At 30.3% G+C, this 16,305-nt stretch carries 12 protein-coding genes; 4 read left to right on the top strand and 8 right to left on the bottom strand.

What is annotated here, in order from left to right:
* Positions 1-35 precede the first annotated feature (35 nt).
* Positions 36-1,325: a S1C family serine protease gene (locus tag ACJDT4_RS10150; protein WP_406787448.1), complete on the top strand. Its 1,290-nt coding sequence runs from the start codon at positions 36-38 to the stop codon at positions 1,323-1,325.
* Positions 1,326-1,534: 209 nt separating this feature from the next.
* Here the strand turns inward: ACJDT4_RS10150 and ACJDT4_RS10145 are convergent, their stop codons facing one another.
* The 3 genes from ACJDT4_RS10145 to ACJDT4_RS10135 are packed head-to-tail and all read right to left on the bottom strand — an operon-like array spanning position 1,535 to position 4,832.
* The gene (locus tag ACJDT4_RS10145) at positions 1,535-3,031 is read right to left on the bottom strand and encodes an ATP-binding protein (RefSeq protein WP_406787447.1); all 1,497 of its coding nucleotides are present in this window, start codon (positions 3,029-3,031) and stop codon (positions 1,535-1,537) included.
* A complete protein-coding gene (locus tag ACJDT4_RS10140; RefSeq protein WP_406787446.1) occupies positions 3,028-3,699 on the bottom strand; it encodes a response regulator transcription factor in 672 nt (223 codons plus the stop codon). The genes ACJDT4_RS10145 and ACJDT4_RS10140 overlap by 4 nt, the downstream gene beginning before the upstream one ends.
* A gap of 20 nt (positions 3,700-3,719) precedes the next feature.
* Positions 3,720-4,832, bottom strand: a complete 1,113-nt coding sequence (locus ACJDT4_RS10135; RefSeq protein WP_406787497.1) for a YibE/F family protein — start codon at positions 4,830-4,832, stop codon at positions 3,720-3,722.
* Between the two features lie 324 nt (positions 4,833-5,156).
* Here ACJDT4_RS10135 and ACJDT4_RS10130 point away from each other — a divergent pair, with 324 nt between their 5' ends.
* Positions 5,157-5,777, top strand: coding sequence for a flavin reductase family protein (locus tag ACJDT4_RS10130; RefSeq protein WP_406787445.1), 621 nt, complete (start codon positions 5,157-5,159; stop codon positions 5,775-5,777).
* 32 nt (positions 5,778-5,809) lie between these two features.
* On the opposite strand, the gene ACJDT4_RS10125 is transcribed toward ACJDT4_RS10130, so the two are convergent.
* The 3 genes from ACJDT4_RS10125 to ACJDT4_RS10115 form a co-directional block, all read right to left on the bottom strand.
* On the bottom strand, positions 5,810-7,285 hold the full coding sequence (locus tag ACJDT4_RS10125; RefSeq protein ID WP_406787444.1) for a glycosyltransferase family 4 protein: 1,476 nt from the start codon (positions 7,283-7,285) through the stop codon (positions 5,810-5,812).
* A gap of 599 nt (positions 7,286-7,884) precedes the next feature.
* Positions 7,885-8,829 carry an SPFH domain-containing protein gene (locus ACJDT4_RS10120; protein ID WP_406787443.1) on the bottom strand — a complete coding sequence of 315 codons (945 nt, stop codon included), beginning with the start codon at positions 8,827-8,829 and terminating at the stop codon, positions 7,885-7,887.
* A 16-nt stretch (positions 8,830-8,845) separates the two neighbouring features.
* Entirely contained in the window at positions 8,846-9,268 is a 423-nt protein-coding gene (locus tag ACJDT4_RS10115) for an NfeD family protein (protein ID WP_406787442.1), read from the bottom strand.
* 222 nt (positions 9,269-9,490) lie between these two features.
* Between ACJDT4_RS10115 and ACJDT4_RS10110 the strand changes: the two genes are divergently transcribed.
* On the top strand, positions 9,491-11,404 hold the full coding sequence (locus ACJDT4_RS10110; protein ID WP_406787441.1) for an NAD(+) synthase: 1,914 nt from the start codon (positions 9,491-9,493) through the stop codon (positions 11,402-11,404).
* A 183-nt stretch (positions 11,405-11,587) separates the two neighbouring features.
* On the opposite strand, the gene ACJDT4_RS10105 is transcribed toward ACJDT4_RS10110, so the two are convergent.
* Positions 11,588-11,998 carry a hypothetical protein gene (locus ACJDT4_RS10105; RefSeq protein ID WP_406787440.1) on the bottom strand — a complete coding sequence of 137 codons (411 nt, stop codon included), beginning with the start codon at positions 11,996-11,998 and terminating at the stop codon, positions 11,588-11,590.
* Between the two features lie 477 nt (positions 11,999-12,475).
* A complete protein-coding gene (locus ACJDT4_RS10100; protein WP_406787439.1) occupies positions 12,476-12,898 on the bottom strand; it encodes a YaaR family protein in 423 nt (140 codons plus the stop codon).
* 349 nt (positions 12,899-13,247) lie between these two features.
* On the opposite strand from ACJDT4_RS10100, the gene ACJDT4_RS10095 reads away from it, so the two are divergent.
* Positions 13,248-16,208: a vitamin B12-dependent ribonucleotide reductase gene (locus tag ACJDT4_RS10095; protein ID WP_406787438.1), complete on the top strand. Its 2,961-nt coding sequence runs from the start codon at positions 13,248-13,250 to the stop codon at positions 16,206-16,208.
* Positions 16,209-16,305 lie beyond the last annotated feature (97 nt).

Here is a 16,305-nt window from a genome sequence, read left to right as displayed (position 1 = left end):
GCATGTTAAATAACAATTAATCGGAGGTAATATTTATGGATAATTTTAATAATGATAATACTGATAATTTAAAAATGCCAACTGAATTTAAAATAAATAATGATTTTATTCCACCACAAAAACCCAAGAGAAGAAATAAATTCACTTCATATATTATAGTAGGGCTTGCATGCTCTATAATAGGTGGAACAATTTCAACTGCTGGAGCACTTTATATACTTCCTAAATCAAGTGCATTTAGAAATACTCCATTATATAAAACTCTAGCACAAAATGCAGGAAATTCTTATACAGATGCTTCTTCATCAACTCTTAAAGCAACCAATACTTCTACAGTCGCAAGCCAAGGTGGCAGCCTAACAGGAGCTCAAATAGTTAAAAAGGTTGCACCTGCAGTAGTTGGTGTATCAACTAAAACAAAAGTATCCACTTCAGATTACGATAGCATGTTTGGTTTTTACGGAAATAATCGTAATAGTGGAAGTAGTGAAGAAGATGGTATGGGTTCCGGAATTATTTTCAATAATGAAGGGTATATATTAACAAATAATCATGTCATACAAGGTGCCGACACAATAACAGTAATATTTAATAACAAAAAACAAGTGGCTGCAAAAGTTGTTAATTACGACGAATCGATGGATTTGGCAGTAATAAAAATAACAGACAGCAATGTTAAGGTACCTGGGGTTGCAGAACTTGGAAGCTCAAGCAGCATGAATGTTGGAGATCCTGTATATGCAATAGGAAACCCTCTTGGTCAAGATTTGCTAGGTTCAGTAACCAACGGAGTTATAAGTGCTTTAAATAGGCAAATAAGTGTAGATGAAACATCATCTAAAAAGCAAACTTACATTCAAACAGATGCGGCAATTAATCCTGGAAATAGTGGTGGTCCTCTTGTAAATGCTCAAGGACAAGTAATTGGTATAAACAGTGCTAAAATTGGCAGTAGCACTAGCAGTGGAACTAGTGTCGAAGGAATAGGTTTTGCAATTCCTATAGATTTAGTTAAACCTAAGATTTCAAGCTTATCAAAACCAATACTAATGCTTGGTATAACAACTGAAACTTATTCTGAAAGTCAATTGAAGGCTCACGGCCTTCCTGTAGGGGTTTATGTGACACAAGTCCAAGATTTTAGTCCAGCTCAAAAAGCAGGAATACAGGCTGGTGATGTAATAACTAAATTTGATGGTAAAAAAGTAAAAAGTGTAGAGGAATTAAATTCAATTAAATCTCAGCACAATGCAGGTGATGTAGTAAACCTTGAGGTTTATAGAGATGATACTACAAAAACTCTATCACTTAAGCTTTCAAACTAGCAGTAGAAGAGGCTGTCGCACAAAAATGTTAAACCGTAATTTATAATTAACATTATTTATAAATTACGGTTTAATAATTTTTTAGTGCGACAGCCCCTTCTAATTTATAGATAAACCGTTTGAAATTTCAAGGGGTTTTATCTTTATATACTAATTACACTTTAAAAAATAAGGCTTTGTTTTAACTGTTACCTATTAAAACAAAGCCTTTATATTTTATTTAATGTAAAATAGAATTCCACCCCATCTTCTGTATTAACTGCACCATATTTTCCTCCATGAAGTTCAACTATATTTTTTACTATTGAAAGTCCAAGTCCTGTTCCACCAGACTTTCTATTTCTAGACTTATCTACCTTATAAAACTTATCCCAAATTTTATCTATTTCATCTTCGGATATTTTATCACCATCATTAATTACCTTAACCATAACTTCATTTTCTTTTTCAACCATGTTTATTGATATCTTATTTCTTACATATTTTAAGGCATTGTTTATGTAATTATTAAGCACTTGCTCAATTCTATATTTATCTGCCACTACATTTGCATTTACAATATTTATATCTAATTCTATACCTCTCTCATTAAAAATAGTACAATACTTCTGATAACACTTCCATACTAATTCGCCTATATCTATTGATACTTTATTAAGTTTAAAATTACCACTTTCAAGTTGAGATAAGTCAAGCATATCAGAAATTAAATTTCCCATATTTAAGGCCTCATCTATTATTACATTTAAATAGTATTCTCTGTCCTCATCTGATGTAACTATATTATCTTTAAGTCCCTCTGCATATCCTTCTATAAGACCTACAGGAGTTTTAAGTTCATGAGAAACACCTGCCACAAACTCTTTCCTCATTTTCTCCAATTCCTTTTCCTTTTCAATGTCTTTCTTTAACTTTTCATTTGCATTTTTAAGAGAATTTAATGCATTATCCAAATTATTAGAAAGGAAATTCAAACTTCTACCTATACTTCCAATTTCATCTTCTCTATCTACACTGCATTTTTCATTAAAATCAAGATTAGCCATTTTTGATGCAGCTTTATTTATCTTTACAAGAGGCTTAGTTATCATATTAGAATATATAAATGCCATTATTAAAACTAAAACTACACCTCCAATAAAAATATATATAAAAATTTCTTTCATTACAGCTGAAGCTTCAGTTATTGGTGTAAATGATGATATAGCAAAAATATATTCATTTGTTGATGTATTTGGGACCACACAAACTATATTCTTCATGTTATATACTTTGCTCTCAAATACATAAGTTTTGCTTTTTCCTGTCCTTTTCATATCAATAAATGATCCCGGATCAGAAACCCACTTATACATTATTTCTTTAATTCTATTAATATCAATAGAATTGCCCTCTTCACTATCCTTACTAGTAAGATACTTAAGATTTCCATAACTATTCAAAATTGCAACAGTACAATCATTTTTTTCTTCAAATTCTCTCATATAACTTGCAATATCATTTGAATTCATCTTATTTATTCCACTATTATAATAATTCTTAAAGGTATATGCAGCTTTATTTAAATTATCTTTTCTCTTGTTTTCATATATTTTTTGAAAAAATATAGACTCAAATAACAGAATAAATACTATAAATAATATAAAAAAGCTAAGCGTAATTAAAAACAATTTAGTGGTTATACTATTTTTTACATTTACTCTCACTTTTTCACCTCAAATTTATAACCGCTTCCCCTTACAGTATTTACAAGATAAGCCTTGTCTTGAAGTTTTTCTCTTAGCCTCTTAACATGGGTATCTACTGTTCTTAAATCACCATAATAATCTTTCCCCCATACATTATCTAGAATTTTATCGCGGCTTAAAACTATTCCTGCATTTTTAGAAAAGTATATTAAAAGTTCATATTCTTTAGGTGACAAATAAATTTGATTTCCCTGAAGCATAACTTCGTGAGACGCTTCATTTATAGTAAGTCCATCAAAATCATTTTCACTACCTAATTCTTTTGCATTAACTCTCTTTAAAAGAACTTTAACTTTTGCAACCAAAACCTTAGGGCTAAATGGCTTCGTAACATAATCATCTGCTCCAAGCTCATATCCTAAAAGTTTATCCTCTTCTTCACTTTTGGCAGTTAAAATTATTACTGGTATACTAGATTTTTCTCTTATTGTTCTGCATACTCTCCATCCATCTACAAGAGGAATCATTATATCTAAAATAGCTAAGGATATTTCTTCACTATTAAATATATCAATTGCTTCTATTCCATCTGCAGCTTCAAGAACCTCATATGTTTCTCTTTTAAGATATGTCGAAATAAGTTTTCTCATCCTATCTTCATCTTCAACTACGAGTATTTTTTCCAAAACAAATTTCCCCCTTTAAATTATTCAATAATTTTATCAACCTTTTGATCATATTTTTTTTCTCTTTTAAATATAAATGAAGAAAAAATTGCTGTAAGTGGTATTGTAAAAATAAGTCCTATACTTCCTGCTAGGGATTTAACAGCCTCTGACGCTATTACATCTTGATTCAAAATCCTATGAAAAGGAAGGTCGTAGGATGATATCCATATCATAATATACATTGCACCTCCTGCATAAGCAAGTATTAAGGTATTCGCCATAGTACCCATTATGTCCTTTCCAACATTCATACCAGATTTAATTAAATCCACCATGCTCATTTCCTTTTGCTGATTTATTTCATTTATAGATGATGCAATAGACATGCTGATATCCATAACAGCTCCAAGTGCCCCCATAAGCACTCCTGCAAAAAACAATCCACTAAAGTTAAAATTCACATTTTGAGCTATGTAAATAATATTTTGTTCTTCCTCATCAGTAAGTCCAGAAAGTCTAAGTGCTGAGATGCATACAGCAGCAATGACTCCTGCAATTATAACTCCACCACAAGTCCCTACTATTGCTGCAAGGGTTTTTTTGTTTTTTCCACTAATAATAAGCAAATTTAAAATACTAACTCCAATACATATAAAAACAGATACTACTATAGGATCAAAGCCTGCCATTATAAGTGGAAGCATTATCTTTAAAACAGCAAAGCCTGTTATTGCAATACCTATTATTGATTTTATACCTTTCATGCCACCAATAAGTGCTATCAGCAATACAAATACAATCACAAGTACATATATAAATTTATATCTAACAACATCATATATGTATGAGCCACTTTTAATATGTCCATTTTTATCCTCTGAGATATTAATTAACACTTCATCACCCTTTTTGGTAAATGACTGATGGCTAGTTTTATCGTTTACTAAATTATCTAATTTTATAGTCTCTCCTTTATGATCACCATTCAAGATTTTTACCATAACATAATTTCTAGATAATGTTGTTTTTTTATTTTTAGAATCTTTTTCATTTAGTTTGCTAGAAGTATTATTATTATTTATCTCCTTTATTATTTTTCCGTGTATCTCTAAATTATCCTGAGAACTATTAAATAAAAAATGAAACACCATGAATAAAATAATTAAACCTACAAATCCTACTAAATATTTAATTTTCTTCTTACTTATTCTAATCTTCACTTTACTTTCTCCTCATCGACTATATACAATTTTATATAATACTCCATTTTAAATAAGTTAAATTCTTTACATTTTTAAAATTATCTAAAACAAAGTTTCATTTGGTACAATTTAGGCATAGTCTTATATAAAAACTATACCACAGTATTATTTTTAAAAAAAGAATTTCTTAAATTGTTAATCATATGTTAAAATTATTGATGTTAGTTCTAGATTCATAAGTTAATTATTTTTATTAGAACAGGAGACTTGAATATGAATAAATTAAATTTTAAAGGAAGTGTAATGCTAAATCCTACACCAGTAGTACTTGTTACTTCCAAAAGCATTTCCAATAAAATAAATATTTTTACAGTAGGCTGGATAAGTACTGTTTGCACTAAAGAGCCTATAATAGCTATTGGAATAAGACCAGAGAGGCTTTCTCATCGTTATATTAAGGAAAGCAAAGAATGTGTTATAAATCTTCCTACAAGAAGCATGGTTAAAATTGTAGATTATTGCGGGGTTGTTTCTGGCAAAAAAGAAGACAAAGTTCAACATTTTAACTTAAAGCTAAGTGATGGAGTATCCATTTCTACACCTTCGTTAGAAATTTCACCTATAGCCCTAGAATGTAAGTTAAAGTCAATTACTCCTCTTGGTACACATGACTTATTTCTACTAGAAGTTTTAAATGTTAAAGTAGATGAAAGTCTCATGGATTCTAATGGTAAAATATGTTTTAACAAAGCAAATTTAATATGCTATAACCACGGTGAGTATTACGGACTAACTTCAAAACCTCTGGGGACCTTTGGATATTCAGTAAAAAAACAAAATAAAAAGTCACATAAATCAATCTATAAGAAGGACATTAAGAAACAAATAAAATAGGAGCCTAACTTAGACTCCATATACCTCAAATACTATTTATCCTTCGTCTTATCTTTACTCGTGGTTGTTTTTCTTGTAGTTGTAGTTTTAGGTTTTGCTGCTGATGAGCTTCTTTTTTTATAAGTTCTTTTAGGTTTGGCTACTTTTTCCTCGTCACTTCCTACAGCAGCCTCAATTTCTTTAGTTATTTCAATTGTTCCTTCAACCTTTTCGTCTGCCTTAACTTCCTGCTTCTTATTGCTTTTGCTAGTTGAAGTTTTTGTTCTTCTTCTAGGTTGCTTGCTTCTTACTTCCTTATTAGTAGTAATTTCACCACCTAAGCTCCATTCTGTTCCATCAGCTTCTTCTTTCACAAAATCGTACATTTTAACAGTTAAATCTGCAACTCTGCTCCAAGTATAATTTTCACTTACTGTCTTGTATGCATTTTCCCTCATATACTTGCAAAGCTCTTCATCATTTAAAAGCTGAAGTACATTATCCTTTAAGCTATTTGCATTTCCATTTATCATTTTCATACCATTAAATCTATGCTCTACTATTTCACTAAATCCACCAGTATCAGATACTATCACAGGACATCCGGCAGCCATTGCCTCAATTGCTGCAATGCCAAATGGCTCATATAAAGATGGTAATACTACAACATTTGAAACCTTATAAAGCTTATCTCTGCTTTCATTATTCATATATCCTGTAAATACAAATCTACCTTCTAACCCCATATTTCTTACTCTACTTTTTAATTCTTCTGTCATAGGTCCTTTTCCCGCAATTATAAACTTAACCTTACTATATCCTTGTACTATCCCATAAGATGCATCTATAAGAAGTTGTATCCCCTTCTCAAATACATGTCTTCCTATAAAAAACACTATTTTTTCATCATCAGCTGCAAACTGTCTTCTATAATTAAGCCAGTCAAATTCAAAATCAAATTCTTCAGTATTTACTCCATTTGGTATTATCCATACCTTATCTTCAGGTATAGAAAATGTATTTATTATTTCCTCTTTCATATAAGTACTGCATACGACTACTTTCCATGCCTCATAATTTAATAACCATTCTGCAGAAGATATGTACCTTTGCATTTCAGTTCTTATACCGTTATTTCTTCCCTTCTCTGTAGCATGCATAGTACATACTGTTGGTATTTTATAAGACCATTTTAGAACTTTAGCACAATATGCTGTAAGCCAATCATGAGCATGAATAATATCTATTTTCCCTATTTTTCTTATCAATCTTATACATTCTTCAATCATAGCAAAGTTTAAATGCATAACCCATTTTGTAAAATCATCTGTATCAACTTTATAAGGTGATACCCTATGCACATAAACACCATTATCATTTTCTTCAATAGGTGCTGTACCTTCTTCACAAGTAATTACATGTATTTCATGCCCCAAATTACTAAGTGCCTTAGATAAATTATACACATGCGTTGATAATCCTCCAACATTTTTAGGCGGATATTCCCATGACAACATTAATATCTTCAAACTATTTCCCCCTTCATTTACTGCTTAAAAATATTTTATCAAATTTTTCTAAAAAAAACAAAATATATTATAATCTATATTACCAATTATAACTACTTTTTTTATTTATTCAACCCATTTGAACACATTAAAGTAATGTTTTACCATAAAATTATTATAATCGTCGATATATGTATATAACACTACTGCATAAACCAATTTACAATAAATGACGCTATTTTGATATAAGAATTTATATATGATATGCTGTACAAGTTTTACATCTAAAATTCCGTAGGAAAAGAGGAATTTTTTCCTTGAATTGCCATGTGAGTGAAGTAACAATGCTGAAAGAACGATTTAAAAAAGTCCTAATAAATCCTAATTCAAAAATTGTAAAATACTTAGTATTTCAATTGTTTGAACATTTTTTCAGCGAGTAAACATGCACGAGGTTTGGGCTAATATATAGATGACTAATACGAGTTAAAGAAGGGTAAAGGGATTACATCCCAAACCCCGTATATGATTGTTATACTTCTATACCTCAAGCAAGTACTCGCTTAAAATTAACACTTAGATTTATAGGATTTTTTTAAAGTGACAAGACATTGTTATTGTTACTTTGCATCCTTCTTTAAAAGTTCTCCTATTGCTGCTATACTACCAAAAGATGATAATGTTTCATTTGGAAGTATAAGTTTATTAGCTGGATTCTTAGCCATCTCTTTAAGTGCTTCAACTTGCTTTAATGCTATAACTGTTTCATTAGTTCCAGATCCTATTATAGACTTATTAACAATTTCTATTGCTCCTGCTTCCGCTTCTGCTATTTTTTGTATTGCTTTAGCCTTACCTTCTGCTTCAAGAAGTTGTGATTCTCTAAGACCTTCTGCACGTTTTATATTTGATTGTTTTTCTGCTTCAGCTTGAAGTATCTTTGCCTGCTTTTCTCCCTCAGCTCTTGCTATATCTGACTGCTTTTGACCTTCAGCCTGAAGTATAGTAGCTCTCTTATCTCTTTCTGCTCTCATTTGTTTTTCCATTGCCTGCTGTATTTCTGCTGGTGGAATTATATTCTTTATTTCAACAGATAATATTTTTATTCCATATGCATCCGTAATCTCATCAACCACCTGTAATAATTCTTGATTTATCTTATCTCTTCCTGACAAAACTTCATCAAGAGTCATGTTACCAACTATATTTCTCATGTTTGTTATAGTAGAATATATAATACCTGATTTATAGCTTTCTATGTTATATACAGCATCTCTCGCATTCATTACCTTATAAAATATAACATTATCTATAGATATTTTAACATTATCCTTTGTTATAACACTTTGAGGTTCAATATCTAGTATTTGTTGCTTTGTGGAAACCTTAGCTCTTACAAAATCAACAAAAGGAATCATGAAATTCCATCCTGGTTGAAGGCTCCTATGGTATTGTCCTAACCTTTCAACTATAAAAACATATCCAGTAGTAACTACCTTTAAACAACTTAAAATAATTAATAATACAATTAGTACAATGGCCACTAATACTATATTTCCTATCATTTTAACATCTCCCTTTTTATTTAGTTATTAAAAGCTTATTTCCTTTAATGCCAGTGATTATAAATTTTTCTCCTTTTTTTATTGGATGTCCAATATTTTGAGCTGTCCAATAAACTCCACCAACCATTATTTTTGAAACATCCTCTATATTATTTTCGGCAATCAACTCCTTTCCTATATACTTTTCTTCCATAAGAGGAGTCCTTTTTACAGTACCTTTTATAAGTTTTTTTGCCATAGGATATCCAAAGACTAAGCAAACAATGCTTATTATGGCAAAAACAATTACTTGAGTGATTGCATTTCCACCTAATAAATAAGTTACAATTGCTCCAGCAGCACCTATTGAAAACCATACAAATAAAAAACCACTTGTAACTATATCAATAAAAATCATAATTACAAAAATAAGTATCCATATTTTTAGAATAGTATCCATTATTATTCCCCCTCTCAATATTTATAATTTACACCAATAATCAGAATTAATAAAGTTTTATTTTTAACCTATAAAGCAGTATTGTTTAACCTTTAAAGTGATTTTTTGAACTCAATCTTCACTTTTCGTTAATTTTCACATTATTTGCAGTTATTAAAGTTCCTATATATATTATTATTCGTGATATAATAATATTATATTATTGATTAAGGAGTGACTATAATGATAAACACATATATAAAAGCATCTGCCGCCTGCCCTAAAACAAATGTGGCAGATATAAACTTTAACATAGAAAACATAAAAAAATGTATAGATAAGGCTGAAGCCGAACATTCAAAAATAGTAGTTTTTCCTGAACTTTCTGTAACTTCATACACTTGTGGAGATTTATTTGAACAGGATATTTTAATAAAAAAATCTATACATGCAATTAATGAATTAGAAAAATACATATTAAACCTTGACATACTTGTAATTGTAGGAGCTCCTCTGTTATATGATTACTGCCTATACAACTGCGCATACGTACTTTTCAAAGGAAAAATACTTGGAATTGTTCCCAAAAACTATATACCAAACTATTCAGAGTTTTACGAAAAAAGGTGGTTTACAGAAGGCTTTAATATCAAGAGCAAAGTTGTAAACCTTGACTTTGAAAAAAATATCCCCTTTGGAAGTAATCTAATATTTAAATGTGGAGACTTAAAGCTTGGAATAGAAGTATGTGAAGATCTGTGGGTTACAATACCTCCAAGCAGTTATTTAAGCCTACTTGGTGCAAATGTTATTGTCAATCTTTCCGCTTCAAATGAAATAGTAAGCAAGTCCGATTATAGAAAACATCTTGTAGAAAACCAAAGTGCAAGATGCATGTGTGCTTATTTGTATGCATCTTCTGGAGTTTTTGAATCAAGCACAGATTTAGTTTTCAGCGGTCATCTTATTATAACAGAAAATGGAACTCTCCTCAAAGAAAATAAAAGATTTCAAAGAGATAATGAAGTTATTACCTCTATCATAGATATGGAAAGACTAACCAGTGAACGTCTAAAAAATATAAGCTTTAGAGATAGTATAAGATTGTGCCCTTACGAAGCTCAAATAATAGAATTTAAATACTCAAATAACGATATGGGCAATTTTGATAGGTTCATTGATTCCCATCCATTTGTTCCTTCAAATGAAGAAGAGCGAGACTTAAGATGCAAGGAGATTTTTAATATTCAGACCGCAGGACTTGGCAAAAGATTTAGTCACACTAGACTCAATAAAGCAGTAATAGGCATATCTGGAGGCCTAGATTCAACTCTTGCCCTTCTTGTAATAGTTAAAACCTTTGACATGCTAAAAATTGATAGAAAAAATATAATAACTGTTACTATGCCAGGCTTTGGAACTACAGACAGAACCTATAACAATGCTGTAAATCTATGCAAAAACTTAGGCACTGAACTTAGAGAAATAGATATAGTCCCCGCTTGCCTTGTTCATTTTAAGGATATAAGCCATGCAGCTGAAATTCATGATGTAACCTATGAAAATGTTCAGGCTAGAGAAAGAACTCAGATTCTAATGGATATAGCAAATAAAGAAGGAGGACTTGTAATTGGAACTGGTGATTTATCTGAACTTGCACTTGGATGGTGTACATACAATGGAGACCACATGTCAATGTATGCTGTAAACTGCTCTATACCTAAAACTCTTGTTAGATACCTTGTAAAATATGTAGCTCAAAAGGAAGTAGATAAAAAAACCTCTGAAATACTTATTGACATACTTGATACTCCTGTGAGTCCTGAACTATTGCCAAAGGATAAGGCTGGAAATATAACACAAAAAACAGAAGATATTGTTGGACCTTATGAGCTTCATGATTTCTTTTTATACTATTTCATAAAACAAGGTTCCACACCAGAGAAAATACTATTTATAGCAAAACAAGCTTTTAAGAACACTTATGATGAGAAGACTATAGAAAAATGGCTCAATCAATTTATAAAAAGATTTTTCACACAGCAATTTAAACGTTCTGCCATTCCTGATGGTCCAAAAGTTGGAAGCATAAGCCTTTCCCCAAGAGGAGACTGGAGAATGCCATCTGATGCATCTTACAATAGCTGGACTAACTAAAAAACAGTGACAAAGGACAAGTGACAAGTTAAGGTGAGTTTTTCTCCACTTCGCTGCGAAAAACTTTCAAACTTAATTTGAACTTCATTTTCCCTCAGGAAAATGTATAATAAGTTGTATGATTTTCGGTAGTGAGTGAGTGTACGAGCAAGCGGAAGAAAATCATCCTTAACTTGCCACCTGTCACTTGTCACTGTTTTTATGTTGTTCTTCTTCATATTTCACAACAAACCTACTATTAGGTAAGTAATGTAATTCATATTTATTTTTTTGTATAGGTTTAAATTTCCATGGATTGTATTGATATTCTTTACCATCTAAAACAAATATATTTACCTTTCCTGTTAGATAAGTCTTTTCAACCGTTCCCTTATGAACTAGTAAATCTTCATTTAAAGCATACTTTATATCCTTAATTTTAGGAATTGTAACATCATAAAAAAAACATGTTGCTAGTGGTATTAAAATAATTATTAATATTAGATACCCTTTTTTCTTATCCTTTATAACTACTTTTAAACCTATTATTATTTTGTAAATACAAAAAATATAAAAAATCAATTCAAAAATTAAAGTTCCGTAAAAATATCCCATTAAAATTCATTTCTTTGTTTTTAGCATTATTAAATTTTGTATATGTTTACCACAATTTTTCATGGAGAAGCGTATTGTATAAAGTACATAACATTTTATTCATCAATCACATAGCCTTATGCCCAAGTTCCAATATATGTGTTTTCCTTGTTCTACCGTCAAATGAAGTAAGTACATCTCAGCATATTAAATAAAATTAATGGTAATAAATATATAGTACAAAAATTCACGTCCAAAATTCCGTAGGCACGGAGGAATTTTTTCCTTGCACTACCGTGGGAGCGAAGTAACAATGCTGAAAGAACAGTTTAAAAAAATTCTAATAAATCTTGGTAAAAAAATCATAAAATACTTAGATATTTCAATCTGTCTGAGCGTTTTCACAGCGAGTTATTGAAATATCTTAGGATTTTATGATTTTTTTACCTTAGATTTATAGGATTTTTTTAATGCGACGAAGCATTGCTACTTCGCTATTTATTTATACATATCTACTATTAGTCCCGTGATATCATCTATGGTACTAGCTACATTTAGCTTTTCTCTCTCTTCACTCATTATTTGCTCAGTTAGTTCTTCTAACTTTTTATCAACAGTTTCTACTGTAATAAAATACTGTGTCTGCCAAAAACTTATGTCCTTTTTTACCGAATACATATAGTTTAAAACAGATTGAAGGTATTCCTTTATAAGATTTTTGTATGCATTTACATCTACAAAACACTTTGTTATTGCAAGTCTGTTGCCTTTTTTCTTTATATCCTCTTGCATTTGTTTAAGCTGCTCTTCAGATTTTTTTTGCTGTGCAAAATTAAAACTTCTCGAAAAATCCTTTTTAGTTGTAATTGTTTTGTTCTCTTTTTTAACACTTGTATTTCTACGTATACCTGAAATCTCCATAAATTCCCCTCCGTTTATACTTGTACATATTGAAACGAGCTCAACTAACACTTTAAGATGTATAAAATAAATTTTAGAGAAGCCTCATTCATACATACTTCGAATACATATTCTATATAAACATTATCACTAATAAATATATTATATCATTTTATATTACTAAAAATATATATTAAATTTAACTTAATAAAGTTTATGGTACTAAAACATATATAATCTTAACCTTTTTTAACTTAAAGCTAAAATACAACAGTTGAAAGAATTAAAATTTTAATTTATAATTTTATACAATATATAGTATGTTTTTGTCCATATAATACTACATATAGTTTTTATTGGAGGTTTATACATGAATATTAGTGATACTCTTTTCAAAAGATTTTATACTAAGGAACTTGAAAATAATAAAAGTGAAACTGTATATGATTTATTTCAATGGAAAAAAGTAAATGTACTTATGAAAGATCAAAAAACAGGTAAAATTCTAATTGATATGAAAGGTCTAGAATTTCCCGAAAATTATTCTCAAAATGCATGTGATATAATTGCTTCTAAATATTTTAGAAAAGCTGGAATTCCAAATGAATGTGGATATGAAAATAGTCTAAAAATGGTTGCTCATAGATTAGTATCCTTTTGGTGCGAATCACTAAAAGATGAAAAACTTATAGAAAATGAACATGATGAGCAAATTGTCTATGATGAACTTGTTTATGCCTTTTTAAATCAAATGTATGCACCTAATTCACCGCAGTGGTTCAATACAGGTCTTTCACTCATATATGGCATAAATGGAAATCCTCAAGGTAATTTTTATTATGATCCTAAGCAGAAAAAAGTTGTATTAAGCAAAGACGCTTTTTCAAGAACTCAAGCTTCTGCCTGTTTTATAATTTCTATACAAGATAAGCTTCTTGGCGATCATTCTATATCTCAACAATATGTTACAGAAACTAAACTATTTAAAGGTGGTTCAGGTACTGGTACAAATTTCTCGCCAATAAGAGCCAAAGGAGAAAAACTTTCAGGAGGAGGTTTTTCTTCAGGCTTAATGAGTTTTTTAAAAGGTCTGGATAGGAATGCAGGTGCAATAAAATCAGGCGGAACAACAAGACGTGCTGCAAAAATGCTCTGTTTAAATGTTGACCATCCTGAAATTATAGATTATATAACCTGGAAAGCCAAAGAGGAAGATAAAGTTAAAGCCCTTGGGAAAATGGGATATGATGCTAGCTTTGAAGGTGAAGCCTATGAAACAGTATCAGGACAAAACGGTAACAATTCTGTGATGTTTTCCAATGAATTTATGAAAAAAGTATGTAATTTAGATAAAAAACCAGATAGTAAAATTGAACTTAAAGGACGTGTAGATCCTTCCGTAAACAAGCTTGAAAAAGTAAGTGATATATGGGAAGCCTTTACAAAATCAGCTTGGAGATGTGCCGATCCAGCTCCTCTTTTTTCAGATAGATTAAATGCTTGGCACACATGCCCTTGCGGTGAGGATGGAATTCATAATGCTTCATATAATAAAATTAATTCCACTAATCCATGCGGTGAATATGCATTTTTAGACGATACTTCCTGTAATCTTGCTTCAATAAATTTATGTAAATTCTATAATGAAGAAAACAAAACCTTTGATGTTGAAGGCTATAAACATGTAATTGGATTAGTACAACTTATTTTAGAAGCCTCTATTAACTGGGGGCACTTTCCAACTGAAGATGTTGCAAGAAGAACCTATATGTTTAGGACAACAGGACTTGGTGTATCAAATTTAGCAGCACTACTTATGATAATGGGCTATGCTTATGATTCTAATGAAGGAAGAACCATCGCTTCAAGCTTAATAGGAATTCTTACAGGGTACTCTTATTATATTTCTTCGCTAATGGCAAAAAAAATTCATCCTTTTGAAAAATACGATATAAATAAGAAATATATGCTAAAAGTAATTAGAAATCATGCTAGAGCTGCTGGAGCTTTAGAAACACCTTTTGAAGATATTGACTATGAGCCTATAAAAGTTAATCATGAAATACTTAAAAATGAGAAACTTGAATATATAAGTTCTTCACTTAAAGAAATTTGGAATTCTACTGTAATTTCTGGTGAAAAATTCGGCTATAGAAACGCACAAGTTTCCGTAATAGCACCAACAGGAACAATTTCCTTTGCAATGGATTGCGCTTCAACCTCTATAGAACCATTTTTTAGTCATGTTATATATAAAAAATTATCCGGCGGTGGATACATGACAATTATAAACCCATTAATTAAAAAAACTCTTAAAAACCTTGGATATACAGACAACGAAATAAATGATATATCAGATTATATACTAAGAAAAAAAACTGTTCACGATAAAAATGGCTTTGAATATGAAACCATTGCTGATGGGAAAATAGAAGGAGCACCTCACATAAAGGCTAAAGATTTGCCAATTTTTGATACCGCAAATAAATGTGGCACAGGTGAAAGATATATTGCTCCAATGGGTCATGTTTTAATGGTTGCTTCAATTGTACCATTAATATCAGGCTCAGTATCTAAAACTGTAAATCTACCTAAAACTGCCTCTGTTAATGATTTTAAAAATGTAATTTTGGAATCCTGGAAGCTTGGCATAAAAGGAATAACGCTTTACAGAGATTCTTCTAAAGAAAGTCAGCCTTTAAACACAAGTTTATCAGAAAATGAAAACGTAAAATTAGAAGACATGACTTATAAAGAACTTATAACCAAAATAAAAGCACTAGAAAAGCCATTTATAAAATATGCACAAAGAAAAAAACCAATAGGTATAAGGTATGGGACTACGCACCCGGCACAAATTGAAGATGTTAAAATATACACTACTGTAAATAGAAATGAAAGTGGTGAAATTTCTGAAATATATATAACTACAGATAGAGAAGGCACTATAATAATGGGACTTTTAAATTCTCTTTCTAAATCAATATCAGTAATGCTGCAGTATCATGTACCACCTAAGGATATTTCAAAAATGCTGCGAGGACAAAAATATGAACCTTATGGTTTTGTTCAAAAACACCCTTATATAAAACATGCTACATCAATTTCTGACCTTGTAAGTAAAATAATAGATATAGAACTTAATGATTACTCAAGATGTGAAGTTAAACCAGATAATATTGAAGTTCCTAAGCCCAAACTCAATATAAAAAAATCAGAAGGCGAAAGAATATACAACCTCACTTGCCATAACTGTTCTTCAACTAGAATGGTTAGAAACGGAACATGCTATGTATGCTTGGACTGTGGTTCAACTACAGGATGTAGTTAAAGTAATAGTATTTCGTAATATTAAATAAAAGACATAAATCTAAGAGCCTAAATCTTAAAAAACTTACGCTCTTAGATTTATTAATTATCTTCCAAAT

This window comes from Clostridium neuense, assembly GCF_045310695.1.
Lineage (GTDB): Bacteria > Bacillota > Clostridia > Clostridiales > Clostridiaceae > Clostridium_S > Clostridium_S neuense.
Note: the sequence above shows the minus strand (reverse complement) of the source record. Positions and strands in the feature narration are given on the sequence as shown.

Coding starts and splice junctions, on each gene's coding strand:
- ACJDT4_RS10150 (WP_406787448.1), top strand. CDS start 36: ATGGATAATTTTAATAATGATAATACTGATAATTTAAAAATGCCAACT.
- ACJDT4_RS10135 (WP_406787497.1), bottom strand. CDS start 4,832: ATGGTGTTTCATTTTTTATTTAATAGTTCTCAGGATAATTTAGAGATA.
- ACJDT4_RS10130 (WP_406787445.1), top strand. CDS start 5,157: ATGAATAAATTAAATTTTAAAGGAAGTGTAATGCTAAATCCTACACCA.
- ACJDT4_RS10120 (WP_406787443.1), bottom strand. CDS start 8,829: ATGATAGGAAATATAGTATTAGTGGCCATTGTACTAATTGTATTATTA.
- ACJDT4_RS10115 (WP_406787442.1), bottom strand. CDS start 9,268: ATGGATACTATTCTAAAAATATGGATACTTATTTTTGTAATTATGATT.
- ACJDT4_RS10110 (WP_406787441.1), top strand. CDS start 9,491: ATGATAAACACATATATAAAAGCATCTGCCGCCTGCCCTAAAACAAAT.
- ACJDT4_RS10105 (WP_406787440.1), bottom strand. CDS start 11,998: ATGGGATATTTTTACGGAACTTTAATTTTTGAATTGATTTTTTATATT.
- ACJDT4_RS10100 (WP_406787439.1), bottom strand. CDS start 12,898: ATGGAGATTTCAGGTATACGTAGAAATACAAGTGTTAAAAAAGAGAAC.
- ACJDT4_RS10095 (WP_406787438.1), top strand. CDS start 13,248: ATGAATATTAGTGATACTCTTTTCAAAAGATTTTATACTAAGGAACTT.